At 73.1% G+C, this 21,663-nt stretch carries 12 protein-coding genes; 2 read left to right on the top strand and 10 right to left on the bottom strand.

Annotated elements, in window-relative coordinates:
* Positions 1–200 precede the first annotated feature (200 nt).
* From ACZ38L_RS30090 to ACZ38L_RS30070, 5 genes are all read right to left on the bottom strand, one after another.
* Entirely contained in the window at positions 201–731 is a 531-nt protein-coding gene (locus ACZ38L_RS30090; RefSeq protein WP_465699126.1) for a DUF4240 domain-containing protein, read from the bottom strand.
* A gap of 118 nt (positions 732–849) precedes the next feature.
* Positions 850–2,094: a crotonyl-CoA carboxylase/reductase gene (gene ccrA / locus ACZ38L_RS30085; protein ID WP_465699123.1), complete on the bottom strand. Its 1,245-nt coding sequence runs from the start codon at positions 2,092–2,094 to the stop codon at positions 850–852.
* Positions 2,091–2,273: an MbtH family protein gene (locus ACZ38L_RS30080; RefSeq protein ID WP_465699121.1), complete on the bottom strand. Its 183-nt coding sequence runs from the start codon at positions 2,271–2,273 to the stop codon at positions 2,091–2,093. The genes ccrA and ACZ38L_RS30080 overlap by 4 nt, the downstream gene beginning before the upstream one ends.
* A gap of 2 nt (positions 2,274–2,275) precedes the next feature.
* Positions 2,276–6,052, bottom strand: a complete 3,777-nt coding sequence (locus tag ACZ38L_RS30075) for a type I polyketide synthase (RefSeq protein WP_465699119.1) — start codon at positions 6,050–6,052, stop codon at positions 2,276–2,278.
* Complete coding sequence (locus tag ACZ38L_RS30070; protein ID WP_465699117.1) at positions 6,045–13,772, bottom strand: amino acid adenylation domain-containing protein; 7,728 nt, start codon at positions 13,770–13,772, stop codon at positions 6,045–6,047. Before ACZ38L_RS30070 ends, ACZ38L_RS30075 begins: the two co-directional genes overlap by 8 nt.
* Positions 13,773–14,000: 228 nt before the next feature.
* Between ACZ38L_RS30070 and ACZ38L_RS30065 the strand changes: the two genes are divergently transcribed.
* Both ACZ38L_RS30065 and ACZ38L_RS30060 read left to right on the top strand, forming a co-directional pair.
* Positions 14,001–14,558: a GNAT family N-acetyltransferase gene (locus ACZ38L_RS30065; RefSeq protein WP_465699114.1), complete on the top strand. Its 558-nt coding sequence runs from the start codon at positions 14,001–14,003 to the stop codon at positions 14,556–14,558.
* 212 nt (positions 14,559–14,770) lie between these two features.
* The gene (locus tag ACZ38L_RS30060; RefSeq protein WP_465699112.1) at positions 14,771–15,619 is read left to right on the top strand and encodes a helix-turn-helix domain-containing protein; all 849 of its coding nucleotides are present in this window, start codon (positions 14,771–14,773) and stop codon (positions 15,617–15,619) included.
* Between the two features lie 58 nt (positions 15,620–15,677).
* Here ACZ38L_RS30060 and ACZ38L_RS30055 read toward each other — a convergent pair whose 3' ends face one another.
* The 5 genes from ACZ38L_RS30055 to ACZ38L_RS30035 all read right to left on the bottom strand — a co-directional run bounded on the left by ACZ38L_RS30055 (position 15,678) and on the right by ACZ38L_RS30035 (position 21,456).
* Positions 15,678–16,046 carry a nuclear transport factor 2 family protein gene (locus ACZ38L_RS30055; protein WP_465699110.1) on the bottom strand — a complete coding sequence of 123 codons (369 nt, stop codon included), beginning with the start codon at positions 16,044–16,046 and terminating at the stop codon, positions 15,678–15,680.
* Between the two features lie 348 nt (positions 16,047–16,394).
* Complete coding sequence (locus ACZ38L_RS30050) at positions 16,395–17,654, bottom strand: S53 family peptidase (RefSeq protein WP_465699108.1); 1,260 nt, start codon at positions 17,652–17,654, stop codon at positions 16,395–16,397.
* A gap of 343 nt (positions 17,655–17,997) precedes the next feature.
* Complete coding sequence (locus ACZ38L_RS30045; RefSeq protein ID WP_465699106.1) at positions 17,998–18,507, bottom strand: mycothiol transferase; 510 nt, start codon at positions 18,505–18,507, stop codon at positions 17,998–18,000.
* 87 nt (positions 18,508–18,594) lie between these two features.
* On the bottom strand, positions 18,595–19,041 hold the full coding sequence (locus ACZ38L_RS30040) for a nitroreductase family deazaflavin-dependent oxidoreductase (RefSeq protein WP_465699104.1): 447 nt from the start codon (positions 19,039–19,041) through the stop codon (positions 18,595–18,597).
* 105 nt (positions 19,042–19,146) lie between these two features.
* Positions 19,147–21,456, bottom strand: coding sequence for an N-acetylmuramoyl-L-alanine amidase (locus ACZ38L_RS30035; protein WP_465699101.1), 2,310 nt, complete (start codon positions 21,454–21,456; stop codon positions 19,147–19,149).
* Between the last annotated feature and the right edge of the window lie 207 nt (positions 21,457–21,663).

The raw sequence follows: 21,663 nt of genomic DNA, 5'->3' as shown, positions 1-21,663 counted from the left end.
GGGGTCCTGCGCGGGTGTGGATCTCCTGGTCGTAGCGGGCCGCCCGGCGCTGACCATCCGACAGCGCCTCACAGGTCGCCCTGCGGTGGAAGACCGACTCGCCTCGGGTGATGAACGGTGCAGGTGATCACGTTGGGTATCGGCGCGCGGTCGGCGCTCCCCCATGTGGTCCATGGTAGGGCCGTCAAAATTCCCGCGCGTCAGGGCCGGTAGAGGGCTGCCAGGCGTGGTAGGCGGCCTCGCAGCTCGTCGGGGTCGTCGAAGTTCCAGCCGCTCTCCAGGGCGGGGTAGCGGATCGTGCGGGTGTTGCTGGGGAGTTGCTCGCCGGTGGCCCGCAGGTGGGCGTGCCAGGCGATGCCGAGGGTCGCTTCGCACTCGAGGTCGAGGTGGCCGGCCGCGGCGGCGCGCACGGTGGGCAGGTCGGCGAGTGTGTCGGGGTCGGCGCAGGCCGCCTCGTGGGTGCTACGGCCCTGGGTGATCAGCCAGCCGCGGAAGTAGTCGAACCCGTCGTCGGAGCATCCGCCGTTGATCGTGTAGGCCGCGGCCCACAGCGGGGTCCGGTAGGAGTGCGCCATGAGGTCCCACAGGGTCTGCTGGGTGGCGACGATCTGTGCTCGGGGGCGGGTGGCGAGCAGGGTGGTGGCCCGTTGGGCGATGGCGTGGCCGTCGGTGGGGTCGTGAACCTGGCGGCGGGCGTCCTCGATCAGGTCCCAGAACTGTGCGCTGTCCATGGCGTCGCAGCCTGCCAGCCGGGTCCGACAACGGCCGGCCCCTGCCCCGGGTCGGGGGAAGGGGCCGGCGGCGGGCTTGGGTTGGGTTGGGTTGGGTTGGGTTGGGTTGGGCGGGGGGTTATTCGTGGGCGCCGTCGGTGGGGCTGGTGGCGCCGATGAGGACGGCGAGGTTGCCCATCGGGTGGCGGTTGTCGTGCAGGAGTTGGTGGGCGTCGCCGATCTCCTCGAAGTCGAAGGTCAGTGACAGGCAGGGGTCCACGATGCCGCGGTCGATGAGTGCGGTGACCTCGCGGGCCTGGCGGGCGTTGGCGGCGTGCGAGCCCTGCAGGCGCTTTTGCCGCATCCACAGGAAGCGCAGGTCCACGTCCCCGTTGTAGCCGGTGCTGCCGCCGCAGATGACCACCATGCCGGCGTTGTCGCACAGGTACATGGAGGTGGGGATGGTGTCGGCGCCGGAGTGTTCCAGGACGATGCGCGGGGCGCGGCGCTCGCCGAGGACCTCCCAGAAGCGGCGGCCGAAGGCGCGGGCGCCGGCCAGCCAGCGGCCCATCGCCTCCTGGTCGTTGGTGTGGGGCAGTCGTCCCCAGTGGTCGAAGTCGCGGCGGTTGATGTAGCCCTTCGCGCCCAGGCGCACGCACTCCTCGCCCCGCTCGGTGTTGGAGACCACGGCGATGGGGATGCCACCGGCCCAGCGGACCAGCTGGATGGCGATGCAGCCCAGTCCCCCGGCACCGCCCCAGATCAGCACCGGGTCGCCCGGGCGCACCGTGTGGGGGTCCCAGCCGAAGAGCTGGCGGTAGGCGGTGGCGGCGGTGACCATGTAGCAGGCGGCCTGGGCCCAGGACAGCCGGCGGGGCTTGGGGTGGCACTGGTACTCGTCCACGACGGCGAACTGCGCGAAGGAGCCGTAGTTCTCCTCGTAGCCCCACACGGTCTGTGTGGAGGAGGTGCACGGGTCGGCGCCGAGCCGGATGTCCTCGGCGCGTTCGTCCCACTGGTTGCCGAGGATGACCACCTCGTCGCCCGGTTTGAACGTGCGCACGTCCTCGCCGACCGCCCAGACCACGCCGGCGCCGTCCGAGCCGCCGATGTGGAAGGCCTCCTGGTCGCCGCGGCGCTGGCGGGCGGCGATGACGTCGACCGGGTGGCCGAGCGCGGCCCAGACGTTGTTGTAGTTGACGCCGGCGGCCATCATCTTGACCAGGACCTGGCCGCGGCCGGGCTCGGGGGTGTCGACCACCTCGGTCTGGAAGGCGTCGGCGGGGCGGCCGTAGCGCTCGGGGCGGATCACCGAGGCGTACATCAGCTTCGGGTACTCGCCCAGGGGCGGGGCGTCGCCGAGCTCGTACAGTTCCTTCGTCATCGCGCTTCTCCCTGCAGGTAGGCGAGGCAGCTGTGGTGGGTGGTGGCGGGCAGGGCGATCGTCCAGCCGGCCGGTGTCCGGGCGAAGGCGGGCCACAGGCTCGACTGGCCGGTGGCGTTGACCAGCACCAGGTGTGAGGCGCGGTCGTCTTGCTCGGTGGGGTCGAAGGGGCTGGACACGGTCAGTCCTTCCGGTCGAGTGCGGCAAGGGCGTGGGCGAGTGTCCGGCCGACCTGGGCGATGTGCTCGGGGCGGGTCATCTCGTAGTGGCCGCAGGTGAGTTGGTGGTTGTGCACGGCGCCGGTGAGGTGCTGTTGCCAGGCGGTGGCCAGCGGCTGGGCGGCGGTTGCGCGGGTGGGGGCGGGCAGGCCCTGGGGGATGGTGCCGTGGTCGGTGGCGGTGAAGAAGAGCAGGTCGCCGTCGAGGAGGGCCGGGGTGAAGCCGGGGCTGATCCGGAGGTTGTTGGCGAAGACCCGAGCCATCGCCCGCACGTCCTCGGGCCCCAGCGGCAGCGTGGAGCCGTCGCCGGTGAGGATCGCCTCCACCTGCCGCTGGGCTTCCTCGGCTGTGGGGACGGGGAGTTGGGCGAGGTGTGAGGGAAGCGGGCTGTCCATCATCGCCAGCAGTTCCACCTGCTCGCCCTGACGGCGCAGTTCGGTGGCCATCGCGTGCGCCACCATGCCGCCGTAGGAGCCGCCGAGCAGCCGGTAGGGGCCGTGTGGCTGGATGGCGCGCAGGTGGGCGAGGTAGTCGCGCACCATCTGGTCGGCGTGCTCGGCGGGCGTGTGGTGGCCGTCGAGTCCGTGGGCCTGGAGTCCGTAGACGGGCTGGTCGGGGCCGAGCCTGGGGAGCAGGGCGGTGTAGCACCAGGCGGTGCCGATGCTGGGGTGCACGCAGAACAGCGGGCGTTTGGTGCCTTCGGCGCGTAGTGCCAGCACGGGGGCCAGCGCGCCGTCGTGGTCCGTGGTGTCGGCGGTCAGGGCGGCGATGGTGGGGGTGGCGAGCAGGCGGGTGACGGGGATGTCGAGGACGCCGGCGGTGCGCAGTTGGCTGGTGAGCAGGACGGCGCGCATCGAGTCGCCGCCGAGGTCGAAGAAGTTGTCCCTGGTGCCGATCCCGGAGATGGCGAGGACCTGTTCCCAGTGGTCGGTGACCAGGCGTTCCAGGGTGGTGGTCGGTGGGGTGTAGGGGGCGGCGAGGTGGGGGCGCGGTGCCCGGGTCTGCAGGCGGGGCGGTTCGGTGGGGGCGGGTGCCTGGGTGGTGGGGGCCTGGGTGGTGTGGGGGGCGGGGATCCAGTGGCGGTGGCGGTCGAAGGGGTAGGGGGGCAGCGGTACCCGGCGGTTGTGGGTGTGGTCGCCGTTGAAGGTGGTCAGGTCGATGGGCAGCCCGGTGCTCCACAGTTGGGCGAGGGCTTCGCCGAGGACCTGGGTGTCGGGGCGCTCGGCCTTGGCGTGTCGCATGGTCGCCAGCGTGGTGGCGTCGGTGGCGGCCGGGGTGGTTCGGGCGAGGGCGGTCAGGACGGTGCCGGGGCCGACTTCCAGCAGCAGGGGTGTCCGGGTCTGGCACAGGGTGGTGATGCCGTCGGCGAAGCGGACGGTGTGGCGGGTGTGGGCGAGCCAGTGTCCGGTGTCGCGTGCCTGGGCGTCGGTGGTCCAGGTGCCGGTGACGTTGGTGATGTAGGGGATGCGCGGGGGGTGGAGGTCGACGGCCTCGAGGGCGGTGGCGAAGGTGTCCAGGACGGGGTCGAGCATCAGTGAGTGCGCGGCGGCGGGCATCCGCAGTCGGCGGTGGGTGATGTCGTTGGCGGTCAGTTTGGCTTCCAGGGCGGCGATCGCGCCGTCGGGTCCGGCGACCGTGCAGGCGGTGGGGCCGTTGACGGCGGCCAGTGACAGGTCGTCGGTGAGGTAGCCGGCCAGGTCCGCCTCGCCCAGGGCGACGCTGGTGGTGGCGCCGCCGGCGGCGATGATCAGGCGCAGGCGGGTGGCGACCAGGGGCAGCATCTGGTCCAGGGAGAGCACGCCGGCCAGGCACGCGGCGGTGTATTCGCCCAGGGAGTGTCCGATCAGGGCGGCGGGTCGCACGCCGTGTGCGATCAGGGTGCGGGCCAGCGCGTACTGGGTGGCGACCAGGGACAGGAACGCCTCGATGCTGCCGGGTTCGGTGTGCTGGAACAGGTCGGTGCGCAGGTCGCGGGCCAGGTGGGGGGTGAGGATGCGGGCGCAGTCGTCGATGGTCTCGCGGTAGAGGGGGATGTCGCGGTAGAGGCCGGCGCCCATGCCGACGTACTGGGTGCCGCCGCCGGGCAGGAGGAAGGCCACGGGTGCCGGTGTGCTGGTCGCGGTGTGGGTGGGCAGCGGGGCGTTCAGGAGGTGGGTGGCCTCGAGGGTGGTGGTGGCGACCACGGCGGTGCGGTGTGGCATCGGTGGGCGCTGGACGCGCAGGCTGTGGGCGATGTCGGCGAGGGCCTGGTGGGGGTGGGTGGTGAGGTGCTCGGCCAGGTCGGTGGCCGCTTGGCGCAGCGCGGTGGGGGTGCGGGCGGACAGCGGGAGGATCCTTGGGCGGTCCTGCGGTGCGGGCGGTGCGGGTGGGGTGGGGTGGTGGGGGGCTTCTTCGAGGATGACGTGGGCGTTGGTGCCGCCCACGCCGAACGCGCTCACCGCGGCCCGGCGTGGGCTGCCGGTGTGGGGCCAGGGGGTGAGGGTGGTGGGGACGTAGAAGGGGCTGGTGGTGAAGTCGATCAGTGGGTTGGGGTTCTCGAAGTGCAGGTTGGGTGGGATGGCCTGGTGTTCCAGGGCCAGGACCGCCTTGAGGAGGCCGGCCATGCCGGCGGCGGCGCCCAGGTGGCCGATGTTGGTCTTCACCGAGCCGAGCGCGCAGTACTGGCGGCGCGTGGTGGTGGTGCGGAACGCGGTGGTCAGGGCGGCTACTTCGATCGGGTCGCCGAGTCGGGTGCCGGTGCCGTGGGCCTCGACGTAGCCGATCGTGTCGGCGTCGATGCCGGCGGCCTGTTGGGCCCGCAGGATCACTTCGTGCTGGCCTTGGAGGCTGGGTGCGGTGAAGCCGACCTTGCGGCGGCCGTCGTTGTTGACGGCGCTGCCCTTGATGACGGCCCGGATGCGGTCGCCGTCGGCGAGGGCGTCTTCCAGGCGTTTGAGGACGACCACGCCCACGCCGTTGCCGTCCGCGGTGCCTTGGGCGTTCGCGTCGAAGGCGCGGATGCGGCCGTCCGGGGAGAAGGGGCCGTCGGGGGTGTGGTGGTAGCCCAGGGGGGCGGAGGTGTTGATGCTGGCGGCGGCGGTCAGTGCGATGTCGCAGTGGTAGGCGAGGAGTTCCTGGCAGGCGGTGTGCAGGGCGACCAGGGCGGTGGAGCAGGTGGTCTGGACGGTCAGGCTGGGTCCGGTCAGGCCGAGGTGGTAGGAGAGGCGGGTGGCGAGGGCGCCCAGGGAGTTGCTGATCGCGGCGTGGGTGGCGGCCACCGAGGAGGGGCGGTGGGCGAAGCGGGGGTGGACGTGGGCCGGGTAGTAGTGGCTGTCGTCCGCGCCCGCGTAGACGCCCACGATCGGTGCCTGGGGGTCCTCGGGGTCCTCGGCCGTGGTGGCGTGGCCGGCGTCCTCGAGGGCGTGGTAGGCGCATTCGAGGAGCAGGCGCTGTTGTGGGTCGAGGAGTTCGGCGTCGGCCGGGCTGAGGTTGAAGAACGCGGCGTCGAACTCCTCGATGCCCTCGACGGTCGAGATCCGCCGTACCAGCGAGGGGTCCTCCAGGTCCGCCGGGTCGCCGCCGGCGGCCAGGAACTCCTGGTCGCTGATGGGTCGGCTCGCGTCGCGGCCGGTGGCGAGCAGGTCCCAGAACTCGGTGGCGTCGGTGGCGCCGGGCAGGCGGGCGGCCAGGCCGATGACGGCGATGTCGTAGGCCTGGTCGCCGTCGTCGGCGCCGGGACCGCTGGCGGTGGCGTCAGACATGGTGGGTGGTCCCTTCGGTGTCCGGGCGGCGCGAGGGGCGGGGGCGGCGCGGTGTGGCGCGCCCTTGGGGGCGGCGGGCGGCGGGCGGTGGTGTGGTGGCGCCCGGCTGGGGGGTGGGTGGCTGGGTGGGGGCCAGGTGGGTGGCGAGGGAGTGGATGGTGGGGTGGGCGAACAGGTCCACCACGGTCAGGTCGCTGCCCAGGCGTTCGTTGAGCAGGGTGTGGGCGCGCAGCAGGAGCAGGGAGCTGCCGCCGAGGTCGAAGAAGTTGTCGCCGGGTTCGACGTGTTTGCCCAGGACCTCGCTCCAGATCGCGGTCAGCTGCTGTTCCAGTTCGTGGCGGCGCTGTGGGGCGGCCTGGCCGTTCGCGGGGGTGGTGTCGGTGTGGGGGGTGCCGGCGGTGCGCAGGGTCCAGTGGTGGCCGGCGCCGATCTGTTGGGCGCTGTGGGTGGCGGCGTGGGTCAGGGCGGTGAGGTCGGTGTCGTCGGCCAGGGCGAGGCGGGCGGTGAGGCGGTGCAGGGGGCGGGCGGGGGCCAGCACGTGGCTGCCCACCCAGGTGGCGGCGCGGTCGGCGCCGATCAGCAGGTGGGCCTGGGGCAGGGCGAGGGCCGCGCGCAGGCTGCGCAGTCCGCCGGTCAGGTCCACGGTGCGGTAGCCGCGGGCTTCGGTGAGGGCGGTCAGGGTGTGGGTGCGGCTCATGCCGAGGGCGTCGAAGCGGCTGAAGGCCAGGCTGTGGGCGTCGGTGTTCGTGGTGTGGCGGTGGTGGGTGGCCAGGGCGTCGAGGAAGGCGTTGGCGGCGGCGTAGGCGCTGCTGAGGGCGCCGCCGAAGAATCCGTTGACGGAGGAGAGGGCGATGAACGCGGCACCTGGCTGTTCGGCGGCCAGGCGGGCGAGGATCCAGCCGCCGGTGACCTTGGCGGCCAGGGCGTGGCGCCACTGGTCCAGGTCGTACTCCAGGGCGGGTTTCTGTTCGAAGTGGCCGGCCAGGTGGAAGATCGCGGCGAGCGGGCGGCCCCAGTCCTGGCCGGCTTGGGTGATGGCGGCGTGGACCTGGTGCTGGTCGGTGACGTCGGTGGCGGTGTAGCGCACCGTGCCCTTCTCGCGCAGGGTGCGCAGGGCGGCCAGGCGTTGGCCGAGGTCGGAGCCGGTGGCGATGTGTGCGGGCCAGTCGGCTTCGGGGGGCAGGGGGGTGCGGCCGAGGAGCAGCAGGTGGGTGTGGGGGTGGGTGAGCAGGTGGTCGGCGATCTCGCGGGCGAGGGCGCCCAGGCCGCCGCTGATGACGTGGAATCCGCCCGGGGTGCCGGGCAGGTGGGCGGGGGCGGGCGGCAGCGGCCCGGGCAGGGGGGCCAGGCGGCGTACCCAGCGTTGCCCTGCGCGGTAGGCGACGTCGGGGTCGGTGGTGGGGGTGTGGATTTCGGCGAGCAGCGCTTCGGTGTCGGGGGTGTCGAGGTCGATGTGGCGGCCGGTCAGCCAGGGCAGTTCGGCTCGCAGGCTCTTGAGCAGGGCGCCGGCGGTGGCGTGCGTGTAGGTGGGCTGTTCGCCGTCCTGGAGGGCGAAGGCGCCCTGGGTGACCAGGTGGATGGCGATGGGTGTGGGGTCCTCGCGGTGCGCGGCCAGGGCTTTGGTCAGGCACAACAGGGCTTCGGCGCCGGCCTGTTGGGCCTTGTGGAGGGTGGTGGGGCTGTCCGGCAGGTGGGGGGTGGTCAGGTGCAGGACGGCCTGGGGGGTGCGGTCGTCGGCGGCGAGCTGGTCCAGCAGGGTGGACCAGTCCTCGACGGCGTCGGGGCGCAGTTGGTAGGTGGCGGCGTCGTGGCGGTGGGGGTGGTCGTCGAAGGAGACCACGGTGCACAGTCGGCCCGCTGCCCGCAGGTGCTCGGCCAGTTGGTCGGCCTGGGTGTCCGGGGTGGGGGTGAGCAGCAGGACGGGGCCGGTGGGGCGGGTGGTGGTGGGGGTGAGGTGGGCGCGTTGCCAGACGGGGTGCAGGAACCAGTCGGGCACGGTGGTCGCGCCGCCCAGCAGGTGTTGGACGCGGTGGATCGTCTGGTCGTACTGGCCGGCTTCGAAGCGGCGGCGGAGCAGGGTGCGTTGGATCTTGCCGATCTCGGTCTTGGGGATGTCGTCGGCGGTGACGGGGATGAGGTGGGCGGGGCTGATGCCGCTCTCGCGGGTGATCTTGGCGCGTAGTTCGGCCAGGGCGGTGGCCTCGTCGTGGCCGGGGGTGAGGTGGACGAACAGGGCGAGCTCGTCCGTGCTGGCGGCGGGGTCGGTGCGCACGGCGCAGGCGGCGGTGAAGGAGCGTTCGACGAAGGGGAGTTCCTCGGCGATGGCCTCGATCTCGTGGCTGTAGTGGTTGACGCCGTTGATGATGATGACGTCTTTGGCGCGGCCGGTCAGATACAGTTCCCCGTCGCGCAGGTAGGCGAGGTCGCCGGTCTCGAACCAGCCCTCGGTGGTGAAGGCCTCGGCGTTCTGTTCGGGGTTGTCGTGGTAGCCGCGGGTCACCGTGGTGCCGCGGACCTGGAGGCGGCCGGGGGTGCCTTCGTCGACGATGTGGTCGTTGTCGTCGACGACGCGCATCGCGAAGCCGGGGTAGGGGCGGCCGCAGCTGACCACGGCGCCTTCGTCCGGGGCGGGGGTGGCGGGCAGTTCGGCGTCCGTGACGACCGAGGAGGTCTCGGACATGCCCCAGCCGGGGTGCATCGCGCTCTGCGGCAGTCCGTGGGGGGCCAGCAGGGTCAGGAAGCGGCGGGCGGTGGTGGGGACGACGACCTCGCCGGCGTTGGTGAGCAGCCGCAGTCGTGACAGGTCCCAGGTGCGCTCGGTCATGCGGTGGGCGTGTTCGGCGACCAGGCCGAAGGCGAAGTTGGGGGCCCAGCTGACGGTGACGGCGTGCTGGTGGGCCAGGTCGAGCCAGCGCAGCGGGTCGGCGAGCACCCAGGCGGTGGGGGCGTGGATCTGGCGGCAGGTGAGGTAGACGTCGCGCAGGTGGAACATGACCACGCCGGTGACGTGGTCCAGGGGGATCCAGTTCAGCGTCGTCTCGGTGTGGGTGAGGGCGTTGACGGCGGCGGTGGCGGCGCAGCGGGTCACGATGTTGCGGTGGCTCAGGCGTACCGCCTTGGGCAGGCCGGTGCTGCCGGAGGTCAGCAGCATCAGCACGGTGTCCTCGCCGCGGGCGGGGTGGATGTGGGGGTCGGGTTCGGCGGTGCGCAGTTCCTGCACGGTGGCCAGGCGCGGCTGCGGGTCGCCCGCGTCCTGGGGGGCCAGGAGCTGGGCGAGGGCGTCCTGGTGGTCGGGTGTGGTGATCACCCAGGGGTGGTGGAGCATCCGGTGGACGCCCGCCAGTTTGGCGCGGGCGGCGGAGGGGGTGTGGTAGGAGGTGGGCACGGTCAGGGGGACGGCGACGAAGCCGCCCAGCACGCAGCCCCACAGGGCGGCCAGGAAGTCCCGGTTGTCGTCGCACTGCAGGATGACCGCGTCCCCGGGCTCGAGGCCGCGCTGGCGTAGGCCGCCGAGCACGTGGTGGGCCTGGGTGAGCAGGCTCGCGTAGCTGTCGCGGACCGTGGTGCCGTCGGTGAGGACGTGCACCACCTCGGCCTGCGGTCCGCTGTGGGCGGCCCTGCGCAGCACCTCGGCCAGGACGTGCACGTCCGGTTCGGGCAGGTGGGGGCCCGCGCTGAGCGAGGCCGGGGCGCGGCCCGCCCGCGCCGGTGGCGTGGTGGGGGGCAGCTCGGCGGCGGTGGGGTGGGCGGTGCTGGTGGTGAACGCCAGCGGGGCGATCTCGGGGGTGTCCACCTCCAGGGTGACGTGGGCGGACAGGACGCCGGGCAGCTGGGCGAGGTGGTGTTGCCAGGTGTCGGCCAGCTGTTCGTCGATCAGTGGCAGCCGGCGCAGCGCGGCCTCGTCGACGGCGCCTTGCGGGGTGCGTGGCAGGTCCGTGACGGCGACAACGCGGTGGCCGGCGAGGGCCTGGGTGGCGCCGCGCAGGGCGCCGGCGTGGGTGGGGACGGCCACCACGACGCTTTGGCCGCCGGTGGCAGGTGCCAGGTGCGCGCCGTCGCGGATGCCGTCGTGGGCGAGCAGGTGGTCGAGCACGGGGGGCGCGGTGTTCCAGGTGGTGCTCGGGTCCTCCGGCCGCGGCGCGGTGGACAGGTCGGCCAGGTCGGCCGGGTCGGCCAGGTCGGCCAGGCGGTGGGTGGGGTCGGCGGCGATCGCGTCCAGCAGGGCCTGCCACAGCTGGCCGAGGCGTGCGACGGCGGCCGGTTCGAACAGTTCGGCGCGGTAGTCGATCCGTACCTCGATGCCGCCGGGGGTGCCATCGGCGCCGTGGCGTTCGACGGCGTTGACGAACAGGTCGAACTTCGCGGTCGCGGTGTGCCCCACCTCGAGGGGCAACGCCTCCTGGCCCAGGCGCAGTTCGGCGTTCGCGTTGTTCTGCAGGGCGAGCATCACCTGGAACAGCGGGTGGCGGCCGGCCACGCGCGGCGGGTTCAGCTCGGCGACCAGCTGCTCGAAGGGCAGGTACTGGTGGTCGTAGGCGGCCAGGTCCACCGCCTTGACGCGGTCCAGCAGTTCCTCGAAGCGCGGGTTGCCGCCGGTGTCCAGGCGCAGCACCAGGGTGTTGGCGAAGTGGCCGATGAGCTCGTCCAGTGCGCTCATCGGGCGGGCGGCGACGGGGGTGCCGATGGGGATGTCGGTGCCGGCGCCGGCGAGCGTGAGCAGGGCCGCCAGCGCGCCGTGCAGGACCATGAACAAGCTGGCCTCGCACTCACGGGCCAGGCGCAGCAACGCGTGGTGCAGGTCCGCCTCCAGCGTCATGGTGTGCTGGCCGCCCGGGCCGCTGGCGGCGCTGTCGGGGGTGTGGGGGGTGTGGCCGGTGGGGAGCGGGATCTGCTGGGGCAGGTCGTGCAGGGTCTGCTTCCAGAAGTCGAGTTGGCGCCGGGTCAGTTCGGTGAGGTTCTCGCGCTGCCACAGGGCGTAGTCGGCGTACTGGACGGGCAGTGGTGGCCAGGTGGGGGCGTGGCCGGCCAGGCGGGCGGCGTAGGCGGTGGACAGGTCGTGTGCCAGGGGGCGCAGTGACCAGCCGTCACCGGCGATGTGGTGCAGCACGATCACCAGCACCTGCTCACCCACGGTGCTGCCGTAGAGGGCGGCCCACAGGGGGGCGTCGCCTCGCAGGTCGAAGCGGTGGTGGGCGGCGGCGGCGACGTGGCGGGCGATCTCGGTGCTCGGGCAGTCGATGACCCGCAGTTCGGGGTGGAGTGTGCCCGGGGCGGCGATGTCCTGGTACGGGGTGGCGTCCAGGACGGTCAGGCGGGTGCGCAGGATCTCGTGCCGGTCGGTGAGGTCGGCGAGGGCGGCGCGCAGCGCGGCGGTGTCCAGCGCGTGGTGGGGGCGCAGGACCAGCGGCATGTTGTAGGTGGGGGTGGTGCCTTCCAGCTGCTCCAGGAACCACAGGCTGGCCTGGGTCGCGGAGAGCGGGATGCGGGCGGGGCGGGGCAGCGCGAGCAGCGGCGGCAGGGCGGCGGGCGCGTGGGTGAGGCGCTCGGCGAGGGCGGCGGGGGTGGGGTGGGCGTACAGGTCGCGGATGGACAGTTCCACGCCGAGTTCGGCGCGCACCAAGGTGGCCAGGCGTGCCGCGGTCAGCGAATGCCCGCCCAGGGCGAGGAAGTTGTCCTCGGGGCCGGTCTGTGGCAGGCCCAGCGCCTGGGCGAACAGCGTGCACAGGGCGCGCTGTCGGGGGGTGTGGGGCTGTGTGCCGCCGGCGGGGTTCTGGGGGGCGGGCAGGGCCGAGCGGTCCAGTTTGCCGTTGACGGTGGTCGGCAGCCGCTCCAGGGTGACGAAGACGCCCGGCACCATCGCGGCGGGCAGCAGCCGCTCCAGATGCGCCCGCCACGCCTGGGGCCCACCGCCCCGGCCGGCCCCGGCGTCAGCGTCGGGGGCGGCATCGGTGTGGGGGTGGGGGACGACGTAGGCGGCCAGGTACGGGTGACCGGGGCGGTCCTCGCGCAGCAGCACCACCGCCGCGCCGACGCCCGGGTGGGCGAGCAGGGCCGCCTCGATCCCGGCCGGCTCGATCCGAACCCCCCGCAGCTTGATCTGCGCGTCCGCGCGCCCGACGAACTCCAGCTCGCCGCCGGGCAGTCGACGCACCAGGTCGCCGGTGCGGTACATCCGCTCACCGGGTGCGCCGAACGGGTCGGCGACGAACCGCTGGGCGGTCAGGGCTTCCTGGTTCAGGTAGCCGTCCGCGAGCTGGTCCCCGGCCAGGTAGAGCTCGCCCACCACACCCGGCGCCACCGGGCGCAGCGCCGCGTCCAGCACGTGGGTGCGGGTGTTCCACACCGGGCGGCCGATCGGGACGGTCGGTGTGGTGTCCGCCGGCGAGTACTGCCAGGCGGTCACGTCCACGGCGGCCTCGGTGGGCCCGTACAGGTTGTGGACGTCGGCGCCGGTGATCTGGGCGGCGCGGGCGGCCAGTTCGGTGGGCAGTGCCTCGCCGCTGCAGATGATCCGGCGCAGTCGCGTGTCCTGCCAGCGCTTCGGGTCCTCGAGGCAGGCCTGGAGCACGGCGGGCACGAAGTGGGCGGTGGTGACCCGTTCCCGGCGGATCAGCGTGGCCAGGTAGGCCGGGTCCTGGTGCCCGCCCGGGCGGGCGGCGACCAGTGTCGCGCCGCTGATCAACGGCAGCAGCAGCTCCCACACGGACACGTCGAACCCGCACGGGGTCTTGTGCAGGATCGTCTCGCCCACCTCGATCCCGTAGGCCTGACGCATCCACAGCAGCCGGTTGCAGATCGCGGCGTGCGAGACGACCACGCCCTTGGGCCGGCCGGTGGTGCCGGAGGTGTGGATGACGTACGCCGCGTCACCGGGGCGCGCCCGGCCGCCGGACAGCTCGCCGTCGGTGGGGTCGGTGTCGGCCAGGTGCCGCAGTTCGGCGCCGCGGTCCTCCAGCACCAGCGTGGTGAGGTCCGGGTGGGCGTGCGTGACGGCGCCCTGGCCCGCGTGGTCGGTGAGCACGACCACGGGCTCGGTGTCCGCCAGTACCGCCGCCAGCCGGCCCACCGGGTGGTCGAGGTCCAACGGCACGTATGCCGCACCGCACTTGAGGACCGCCACCATCGCCACCACCCACTGCGCCGAGCGCGGCAGGGCGATCGCCACCGTGCGCCGCGGGCCCGCGCCGCGCGCCGCGAGCAACCGGGCCAGCCGGTTGGCCCGCCGGTTCAGCTCCTCGAAGTCGAGCGTGGCCTCGGCCGTGCGCACCGCCTCCACGTGCGGGGTGCGCGCCACCTGCGCCTCGATCAGGTCGGCGAGCGTGCACGCGGGCACCGGGTGCGCGGTGGCGTGCTGCTCCTCCAGCAGGGCGGCCTCGGCGGGGAGCAGCAGGTCGAAGCGGCCGATCGGGGCGGTGGGGTGGGCGGTCAGCTGATCGAGCAGGCGCGTCAGGCGGGCCAGGTGGTCGGGGAGTTCCGCGGCCCCCGGCTGCGCGAGCACCGGCGCCAGGTCCCGGCACAGGTCCTCGTGCCCGTAGCGCGGGGCCGCGAACCGCTCGCGCACCCGCGCCACGACGTCCTCGAAGGTCAGCGCCGGATCCAGCCACAGCGTCAACGCCGGCGCGCCGACCGTGACATCACCGCCCTGGGTGTGGCGGTGCAGATAGACGGCCACCGCCGCCATCACGTGGTCGAACCCGTGTCGCGCCATGTCCTCGTCCACCCTGTGTCCTTCCAGAGGTCGCCGTCCGGCGGAAGCCGAAGCAAAACAATACCTTCGCGAAGGAATAATTCTAGGGTGATCCACGTCACACGGATCGGGGTGGGTGGAGTGGCCGCACCCGGGCGACGGGCCCAGCCCGCGCCTTGGACCGCCGGTCGTAAACTGGCCTGCGGGGAGCGCGGGTTGACGATCCCGGTGCTCGGCGTCGATGGACGGGCGGAGGATCGAATGCGGCTGCGCGATGTCAGGTTCACCCCCGCGGACGTCGAGGTCTACCTGCGCCTGCGGTGCGACCCGGCGATGATGGCCGAGCTCGGCGGTCCGCTGCCGCGCGCGGGCATCGCCGCCAAGGTCGAGCGTGATGCGCGCGACGCGGCGGCCGACCGCGCGTGGATCAAGATGATCATCCCGGACGAGACCCGCCCCGAGGTGGTGGCGGGCACGGTCGTCCTGTGGACCCACGAGAACGAGAACGAGGACACGGACACGGGCGGCGGCGCGGGTCACGGGGCCGGCGCGGGCGGGGCCGGGCCGTTCAGCGAGATCGGCTGGATGGTGCTGCCCGCCTTCCAGGGCCGCCATCTGGCCACACTGGCCGCCGGCACGCTGCTCGACCTCGCCCGCGCCGACGGCCGCTGGGGCCCGGTGCACGCCTACCCCGCGGTGACCAACGGCCCCTCCAACGGGATCCGCCGCGCGCTCGGCTTCACCTGCCACGAGACCCTCACGGTGCCCTTCGCCGGCCGGGCGCTGCGCGCCAACCACTGGAGCATCGACCTGAGGTGACCCGCCGCCGGTGACGGCAGCGGCAGCCGGCACCTGGCGGGGCGCGCGCCGGGAACACGCGCTCGGCAGGCCCGCCCGGGGACACCCGCGGCCGGCACCGGCACGGCCGGGGAACACACCGCCCCCGGTGTCCTCGATCCGGCCGGCACCGCCGCACGCCCACCGAGGCGGCGCGCCAGGGCGGTTGCGCGGCATCGGATATCGTCGACGCCATGACGGCCGCCATCGCCCACAGCACCGACGACGTCACGGTGGGAACGCTGCTGCGCGGCTGGCGGGAGCGCCGACGCATCAGCCAGCTCGAACTGGCCCTCAAGGCCGACAGTTCGGCCCGGCACATCAGCTTCATCGAGACCGGGCGCGCCAAGCCCAGCCAGGCCATGGTGCTGCGGCTGGCCGAGCACCTCAAGGTCCCGGTACGCGAGCGCAACACCCTGCTACTCGCGGCGGGTTACGCACCCGCCTTCCGGCAGACCCCGCTGGGGGACCCGGCGATGCGCGCGCTGCGCACCACGCTGGAGAGCCTGCTGGCGGCCCACGAGCCCAATCCCGCCCTGGTCATGGACGCCGGCTACGACATCGTCAGCGCCAACCGCGGGATCCAGCTGCTGCTGGGCGAGGTACCCGGGCACCTGCTGCGGCCCACGATGAACGCCATGCGGCTCACCCTGCACCCCCAGGGCCTGGCACCGCGCATCCGCAACCTGGCCCAGTGGCGCGGTCACCTGCTGGAACGGATCCAGGACCAGCTCACGATGCGCCCCCTGCCCGCGCTGCGCGCGCTGTACGAGGAGGTCGCGGCCTACCCGATGCCCGACAGCACCCCGGGCGGCGCCGGCTGCGGGCGCCCACGGCCGGACCAGGCACCGACCGCGGCCGAGGCGTACCGCTACGCGTTGCCGCTCAGGATCGAGGTGAACGGGCAGGTGCTGTCCTTCCTCTCGACGGCGACCACCTTCAACACCCCGATGGACGTGACCGTCTGCGAGCTGGCGATCGAGACGTTCCTGCCCGCCGACGCGCAGACCGCCCGGGCCCTTCAGACCCTCGCACGAACCTGAACGCGACGCGAACGCGGGCGTGGGCGTGGCTGGTTGAAGGGCCCGGGGTGCCGGGGTGTCAGGCCCCGGGGACGCGGTCCAGGAAGCCGGCGACGCGGCGGATGCGGCCGTCCTCGGCCAGGGTGACCACGTCGAAGCCGGCGGCGGGCGCCGAGCCGTCCGCCCTGCTGGTCAGGTCCCAGGTGAAGCGCAGCAGGTCGTGGTGGCCATCGGGGGTGCCGGTGAGCGTGAACTCCAAGCCCTGGAACTGCTGCTGGGCACCGCTGATCACGGCGACGAGGCCCTCGTGCCCCGCCACCTCGGCCAGCGGGTCGGTGTAGGTGGCGTCCTCGGTGAAGGCGGCGACCACGGCCTTCACCCGGTCCGTGTGCGTCTGGGCGTTCCAGGCGGCGAAGTAGCGCTGGACGGCGATCTCGTAGCGGGACAAGGCGGGTTCCTCTCGTCGTCTCCGGTGCGTTCTCGTGGCGTGTGGACGGTGCGTCCACACGCCCGCCCGTGCTGCGCGAGGAGCGGGGGCGCACGCGGCACGGCCCTTCGAGCCGCAGACCCGCGCACCCCGCGCCGGCCTGCGACACTCGACGATGCCGCACCCGCGACAGCAACGTCGATGACCAGCGAGGTAATCGCCCAGGCCCCCACGACGAGCTCCGCCCACCACCCCGGGAACACCCGAGACCGCCCAGCGCCGCCCAGCGCCGACCGGGACCGACCGAGGCCGGGTCAGCGCCGACCGGGACCGACCGGGGCCGACCGGGGCCGGGTCAGCCGGTGAAGGTCAGCCGGTGAAGGCGGCCAGGCCGTTGGGGGTGCCCAGGCCCGTCGGGCCGTCGTAGCCCTTGCCGGCGGTGCAGAGGTAGGCCGGCGTGCAGGTCGCGGTGGCACCGCTGGTCACGTCGTTGAGAGCGCCGGGACGCGCGTACGGGTCGGCGGCCGGATAGGCGGCGGTGGGGGTACCGGCGTCCGCGTAGACACCCACGATGATCGGGGCGGCGACACTCGTGCCGCCGTACACGTTCCACCCGGAGCCGCCGAACGTCTGGTAGACCGCGACCCCGGTGGCCGGATCGGCGACCGCCGCGACATCGGCGACGGTACGCCCCGCACAACCGGTGTCCTTCTGCCAGCCGGGCTTGGCGTCGATGGTCGAACAGCCGGACCCGGCACCGTCGGCGGCATCCGTGGACCACGCCTTCTCACTCCAACCACGCCCACCGACAGCCTTCTTGAGAGCGGTACCGCCGACCGCGGTGACATAACGCGAAGCCGCCGGGTACTCGACACCGAAACCGGCGTCACCGGAGCTGGCGGTGATCGCGACACCCGGGTGGTTGTAGTACCTCTCGTCGAACGTGGTGTCCTCGGCGGACTCGGGACCGCCGTAGCTGTTGGAGACGAACTTCGCCCCCGACTTGACCGCCTCGTTCACCGAACTGCCCAGGTTGTCCGTGCTGGCGCTGTCCGCCTCGACCAGCAGGATGTGCGCCTTCGGCGCGATCGCCGAGACCATGTCGAGATCGAGGGAGATCTCCCCCGCCCAGCCCGGGTTGTCGGCGGGCAACGCGCTGCTGCTGCCACTCTGGCCGACCTTGGTGAAACAACCGTCGGCGCTGGTACAGGCCGGCAGGCCGAACTGCGAGCGGTAGACGGCCAGATCGGACTCGGCACTGGGATCGTTGTAGGCGTCCACGATCGCCACCGTCTGGCCCGCGCCGCCATCCGCGGGCAACTTGTAGGCACTGCGCAGGTCGCTGGGGCCATAACCGGCGGGTGCCGCACCTCGGGCGACACCGAGCGGACTGACGTGCTCGACGGTGTTGGTCACCCGCAGCGCGTTACAGACCATGGTGTCCCCGGGAGCCGGTGTGCCACAGGAGTTGACCCACGTGGTCCCGGCCGCGACCGGCGCCTGAACACCGTCCTCGCTCGCGTTGGCCTGCCCGATGAGCAGCGGCGTCACGGTCGCCGCCAGCACGGTGGTGGCGGCCGCGATGGCTATCTTGGTGGACCTGCGCTTGATCCGGCGGTGCTGGGTCATGGTCGTTCTCCCACGGGCGGCTGGGGACAGGGCAGTTGGACGGCGGCCCGCCGCCCCCCGGCGCGCGGGCCGCCGAGCACGAACCTACGGCCTGCCACCAGCCCGACGGGCCGGACAGGCCACAACTTCAAGATCCCCTAAGGAACACCTCACACCCCGCTTCACCCGGAAGCCGAGGGGTGCGCCAGGAGTTGCTCCAGCACCGCCAGCACAGACCGCACCCGCGGTCGCTCCAGCGGTGGTGGAGCAGCCCCCGAGCGGAGCCGGCGGCTCAACGGTGGTGGAGCAGGCCACACCCGGAGCCGGATCAGCGGTGGTGGAGCAGCCCGCGGACAGTGCCGGATCAGCGGTGGTGGAGCAGCCCGCGGACGAAGGCGGCCTGACCGGCGTGCTGGAGATCGTCCGAGATGACGCTGACCAGCCGCACCCCCATCGTCACCGGCGGGCTCCACCTCTCGTCGACGATCCGCGCGAGGTCGGCGACGCGCAACCGGCGCAGGAAACCCAAGGTCGCCTCGTGGACCGCGTCGTGGTAGCCCGTCAAAAGCTCGGCCGGCGCGCGCACGGCGGCGACCTGCCTGGCGCCGTGCCCGTAGCCGGTGGCGTGGGCGGCGAAGGGCAACGCGAAGCGCTCCGCCCAGCCCTTCGCGGTCCAGACCTGCTCGCCGCCGGCCAGGTCCGCCACGTGATCGTCCTGGACCCGGGTCAGGTGCCACACCAGCCAGGCGATGGTGTTGGCCCTGGCATCCACCCGCGCGGCCAGCTCCTCCACGCTCAGGCCGTCGACCGCCTCATGGACGCTCTCCCGGATCCGGCCGAAGGCGTCGGCCAGCAGATCGGCGGCACTGTTCACACGGAGCTCCTCACGAACGGGCGAAACGCACGGGCGCAACGCACGCGCGGAACGCACGGGACGGCGGGGGCCGGCGGGACCGGCGGTTCAGTGCGCGGTGGCGGACCGTTCCAGGACCAGGACGGGGATCTGCCGTTCGGTCTTCCTCTGGTACTCCGCGTAGTCGGGGAACGCCTCGACCGCGCGCGCCCACCACAGCTCCTTCTCCTCCCCCGTCACCTCCCGGGCCGTCATGTCCCGGCGCACCGGCCCGTCCTGGAGCTCGACACGCGGATCTGCGAGCACGTTGTGGTACCAGACCGGGTGGGTGGGGGCACCGCCGAGGGAGGCGATGACGGCGTAGGTGCCCTCGTGCTCCACCCGCATGAGCGGAGTCTTGCGGATCTTGCCGGTCTTCGCGCCCAGGGTGGTGAGCAGGACGACCGGCAGGCCCCGCATGGTCGTTCCCTCCTTGCCACCGGACGACTCGTACAGTTCGACCTGGTCACGCACCCACTGCTGCGGGCTGGGCTCGTACTCACCGTTCAAAGGCATGCCGTTCCCGTCCTGTCCTGCTCGTCGAGGTCCTGCTGGGCCAATCGCTCCAACGTCAACCACCGCACCTGGTTCCACTGCTCCGGCCGCTTCGACCGGGCCGGGCTACCGGGTGGCCGCCCGCACGTCGGTGGACTTGAGGAACGCCAGGCGGTGGTTGAAGCGGATCGGGTAGTAGGTGTCCTTGCCCACCACCAGGGTGCGATCATTCGGCGCGTCCCCGTTGATGTTCTGGTCGTAGAAGTAGTCGGCCGGCTCGGGGGTGTCATCGACGGCGAGATACGCCTGCCCGGCCGACACGGTCGCCCGCAGGGCCACCACCGGCAACGGTGTGATGGCCGGATAGGGGGCGTAGGCGGCGGCCTCGGGATAGGCGCGGCCGTACACCGGGATCGTGGCCAGGCCCGGGCGCGGGGTCAACACCGTCGTGGGAGCCACCTCACCGGCGCCAGCCAGCACACCGGCGGCAGCGAAGACACCGGTGGCGGCCGACAGCGGCGAGCCGGTGGTGCGCCCGTCGCTGCGCGCCGCCGAGCCGTTCGGGTTGGCGAACCAACACTTCTGACCGTCGTACCAGATCGCCGTCCAGTCACCCTGCTGGTCGGCGACGACGTAACGGGCACCGGTGACGGCCTTGTCACTCCAGTCGTCGGCGGCGGTCGTGGCGTTGTTGATCAGCGGGGCGTCCGGGGCGGGCCGGGTACGCAGGTAGACGAAGTTCTCGGGACGGGAGGCCACCTCGCTGACGGGAGGTTCGTTACCGGCATCGAAGGGCGGGGCGATGGTCACGGTGTCACCGGGCCGCGGCGGCGTGCCGGTGCCGGCGCCCAACGGGGCGTGCAGCAACTCCAGGTAGTGGGCCCAGTCCCAGAAGGTACCGGGATCCCAGTGCATGCCGGCCACGGCGTCCTGGGTCGGGCCGGGAACATCGTCGTGCCCGATGATGTGCTGGCGGTCCAGCGGGATGGCGAACCGGCCGGCGAGGTAACGCACCAGCGCCGCCGAGGACTCGTACAGCTGCTCGGAGTACCAGGTCGGGCGATCGGTGGGCAGGGCGAAACCCTCGTGCTCGATACCGACGCTGTGCATGTTGATGGTCTTGTTACCGGCGTGCCAGGCGATGTCCTGGGTGTGCACCAGCTGGGTGACGTGACCGTCGCCGGCACGCACCAGGTAGTGCGCGGTGGCCTGCTCGTGCGGGTCCTGGAAGGAGGCGATCGCACCCGCGTAATCACTCTCGGTGTCATGGATGACCAGGTAACGGATCCGCTGGCCGTCCTCGGGACGATGAGCCGGGTTGTAGTTGCCGTAGGACGTCGGGTCGTCGGGATCGGTCAGCGCATACGCGGCAGGGATGAAGTCACAGCCCAGATCGGCCGGACACTCGGGGACCTCGCCCGACGACGACACGAGCGGGGACGGCTCGGGCAAGGCGAGACCCGCCACCTTGGGCAGGGTCAGCCACTGCCCCTCCCCGGTCCTCCGCGAGACACCCGCACGCAAGGTGGCATAGACACGATCAGCGAAGAGGCGACCAGCCACCCCACCAGCCCCACCAGCCCCACCCGCCTGGCCAGCCGCACCCGCCCCACCAGCCCCACCAGCCGCACCCGCCCCACCAGCCCCACCAGCCGCACCGGCCGCACCGGCCTGGCCGAAACGGGCGACGGCCGCGTACCAGCGAGCGGGGTCGCCGGCGCCCGCCGCACCGCTCTGACGCTGGTAGGAGGCCAGCAGAGCCGCGCCGCCACGGATGTTCTGCTCACTGTCGACGCGCAGTTGGGCGGCCGGACGGTGGATCAGGTCCGCGGCGGCCTGGAGGGTGTGCAAGGCCGGGGAGTCGACGACCCGCGGCCGGGAAACAGCCGCGTGAGCGGGGTGGGCGGGGTGGGGCCGGTCCTCACCGCGCGGCCCGCCCGCCAGGTCACCGGCGGCGCCCTGCCCGTCGGCGTGGCGGGCGGCGTTCTCGGCGGCGACGTCGACCTGGGTCAGTCCCAGCACACCGTAGTTGCCGGTGGTACTGGGCGCGCCCTGGTGGGACTCCCAGCGGGTCTCCTGGTAGGCCAGGGCCAGCAGCAGGCCGCGCGGGACGCCGAACTCGTCAGCGGCCGCCGCGAACTGGCGTTGCAGGACCCGCGCGCTGGCCGGGACGCCGCGCGCGGTGGTGCCCTCGTCAGGCCGGGCCCGCGCGGCGGGCACGGCCAACGCGCTCACGCAGACGGTCGCGCAGGCCGTGGCCAGGGCGAGCAGACCAGCCCCCGACGGCCGCCCCCGCCGGGCCGACGACCACCCCCACCGGTCCGGCGGCCGCACCCGGCGGTCCGCCGGGGGGTGCGGGGCGGCCGGGCCGCAGGGTGCGGCGGGTGCCGGTGACGGGGCCGGGCGGGAGGTGTCGGCAGCGGGGATCAGGGCCATTCCACGGTTGTAACGTGTCTGACGACAGATCACCTGGCGTGACACTCACCCGATCGGGGCGCGCGCCCCCGGCCACCACCCCGACGCGCGGCGGGCACCCGACGTCGATCGGCCCGGCCCGGGGGGGGGGGGGGGGGGGGGGGGGGGGGGGGGGGGGGGGGGGGGGGGGGGGGGGGGGGGGGGAGGGGGGCCCCCCCCCAAAAAAAA

It is taken from the genome of Kitasatospora sp. NPDC024654, assembly GCF_055559155.1.
This window is presented reverse-complemented; position numbering and strand designations above follow the sequence as displayed.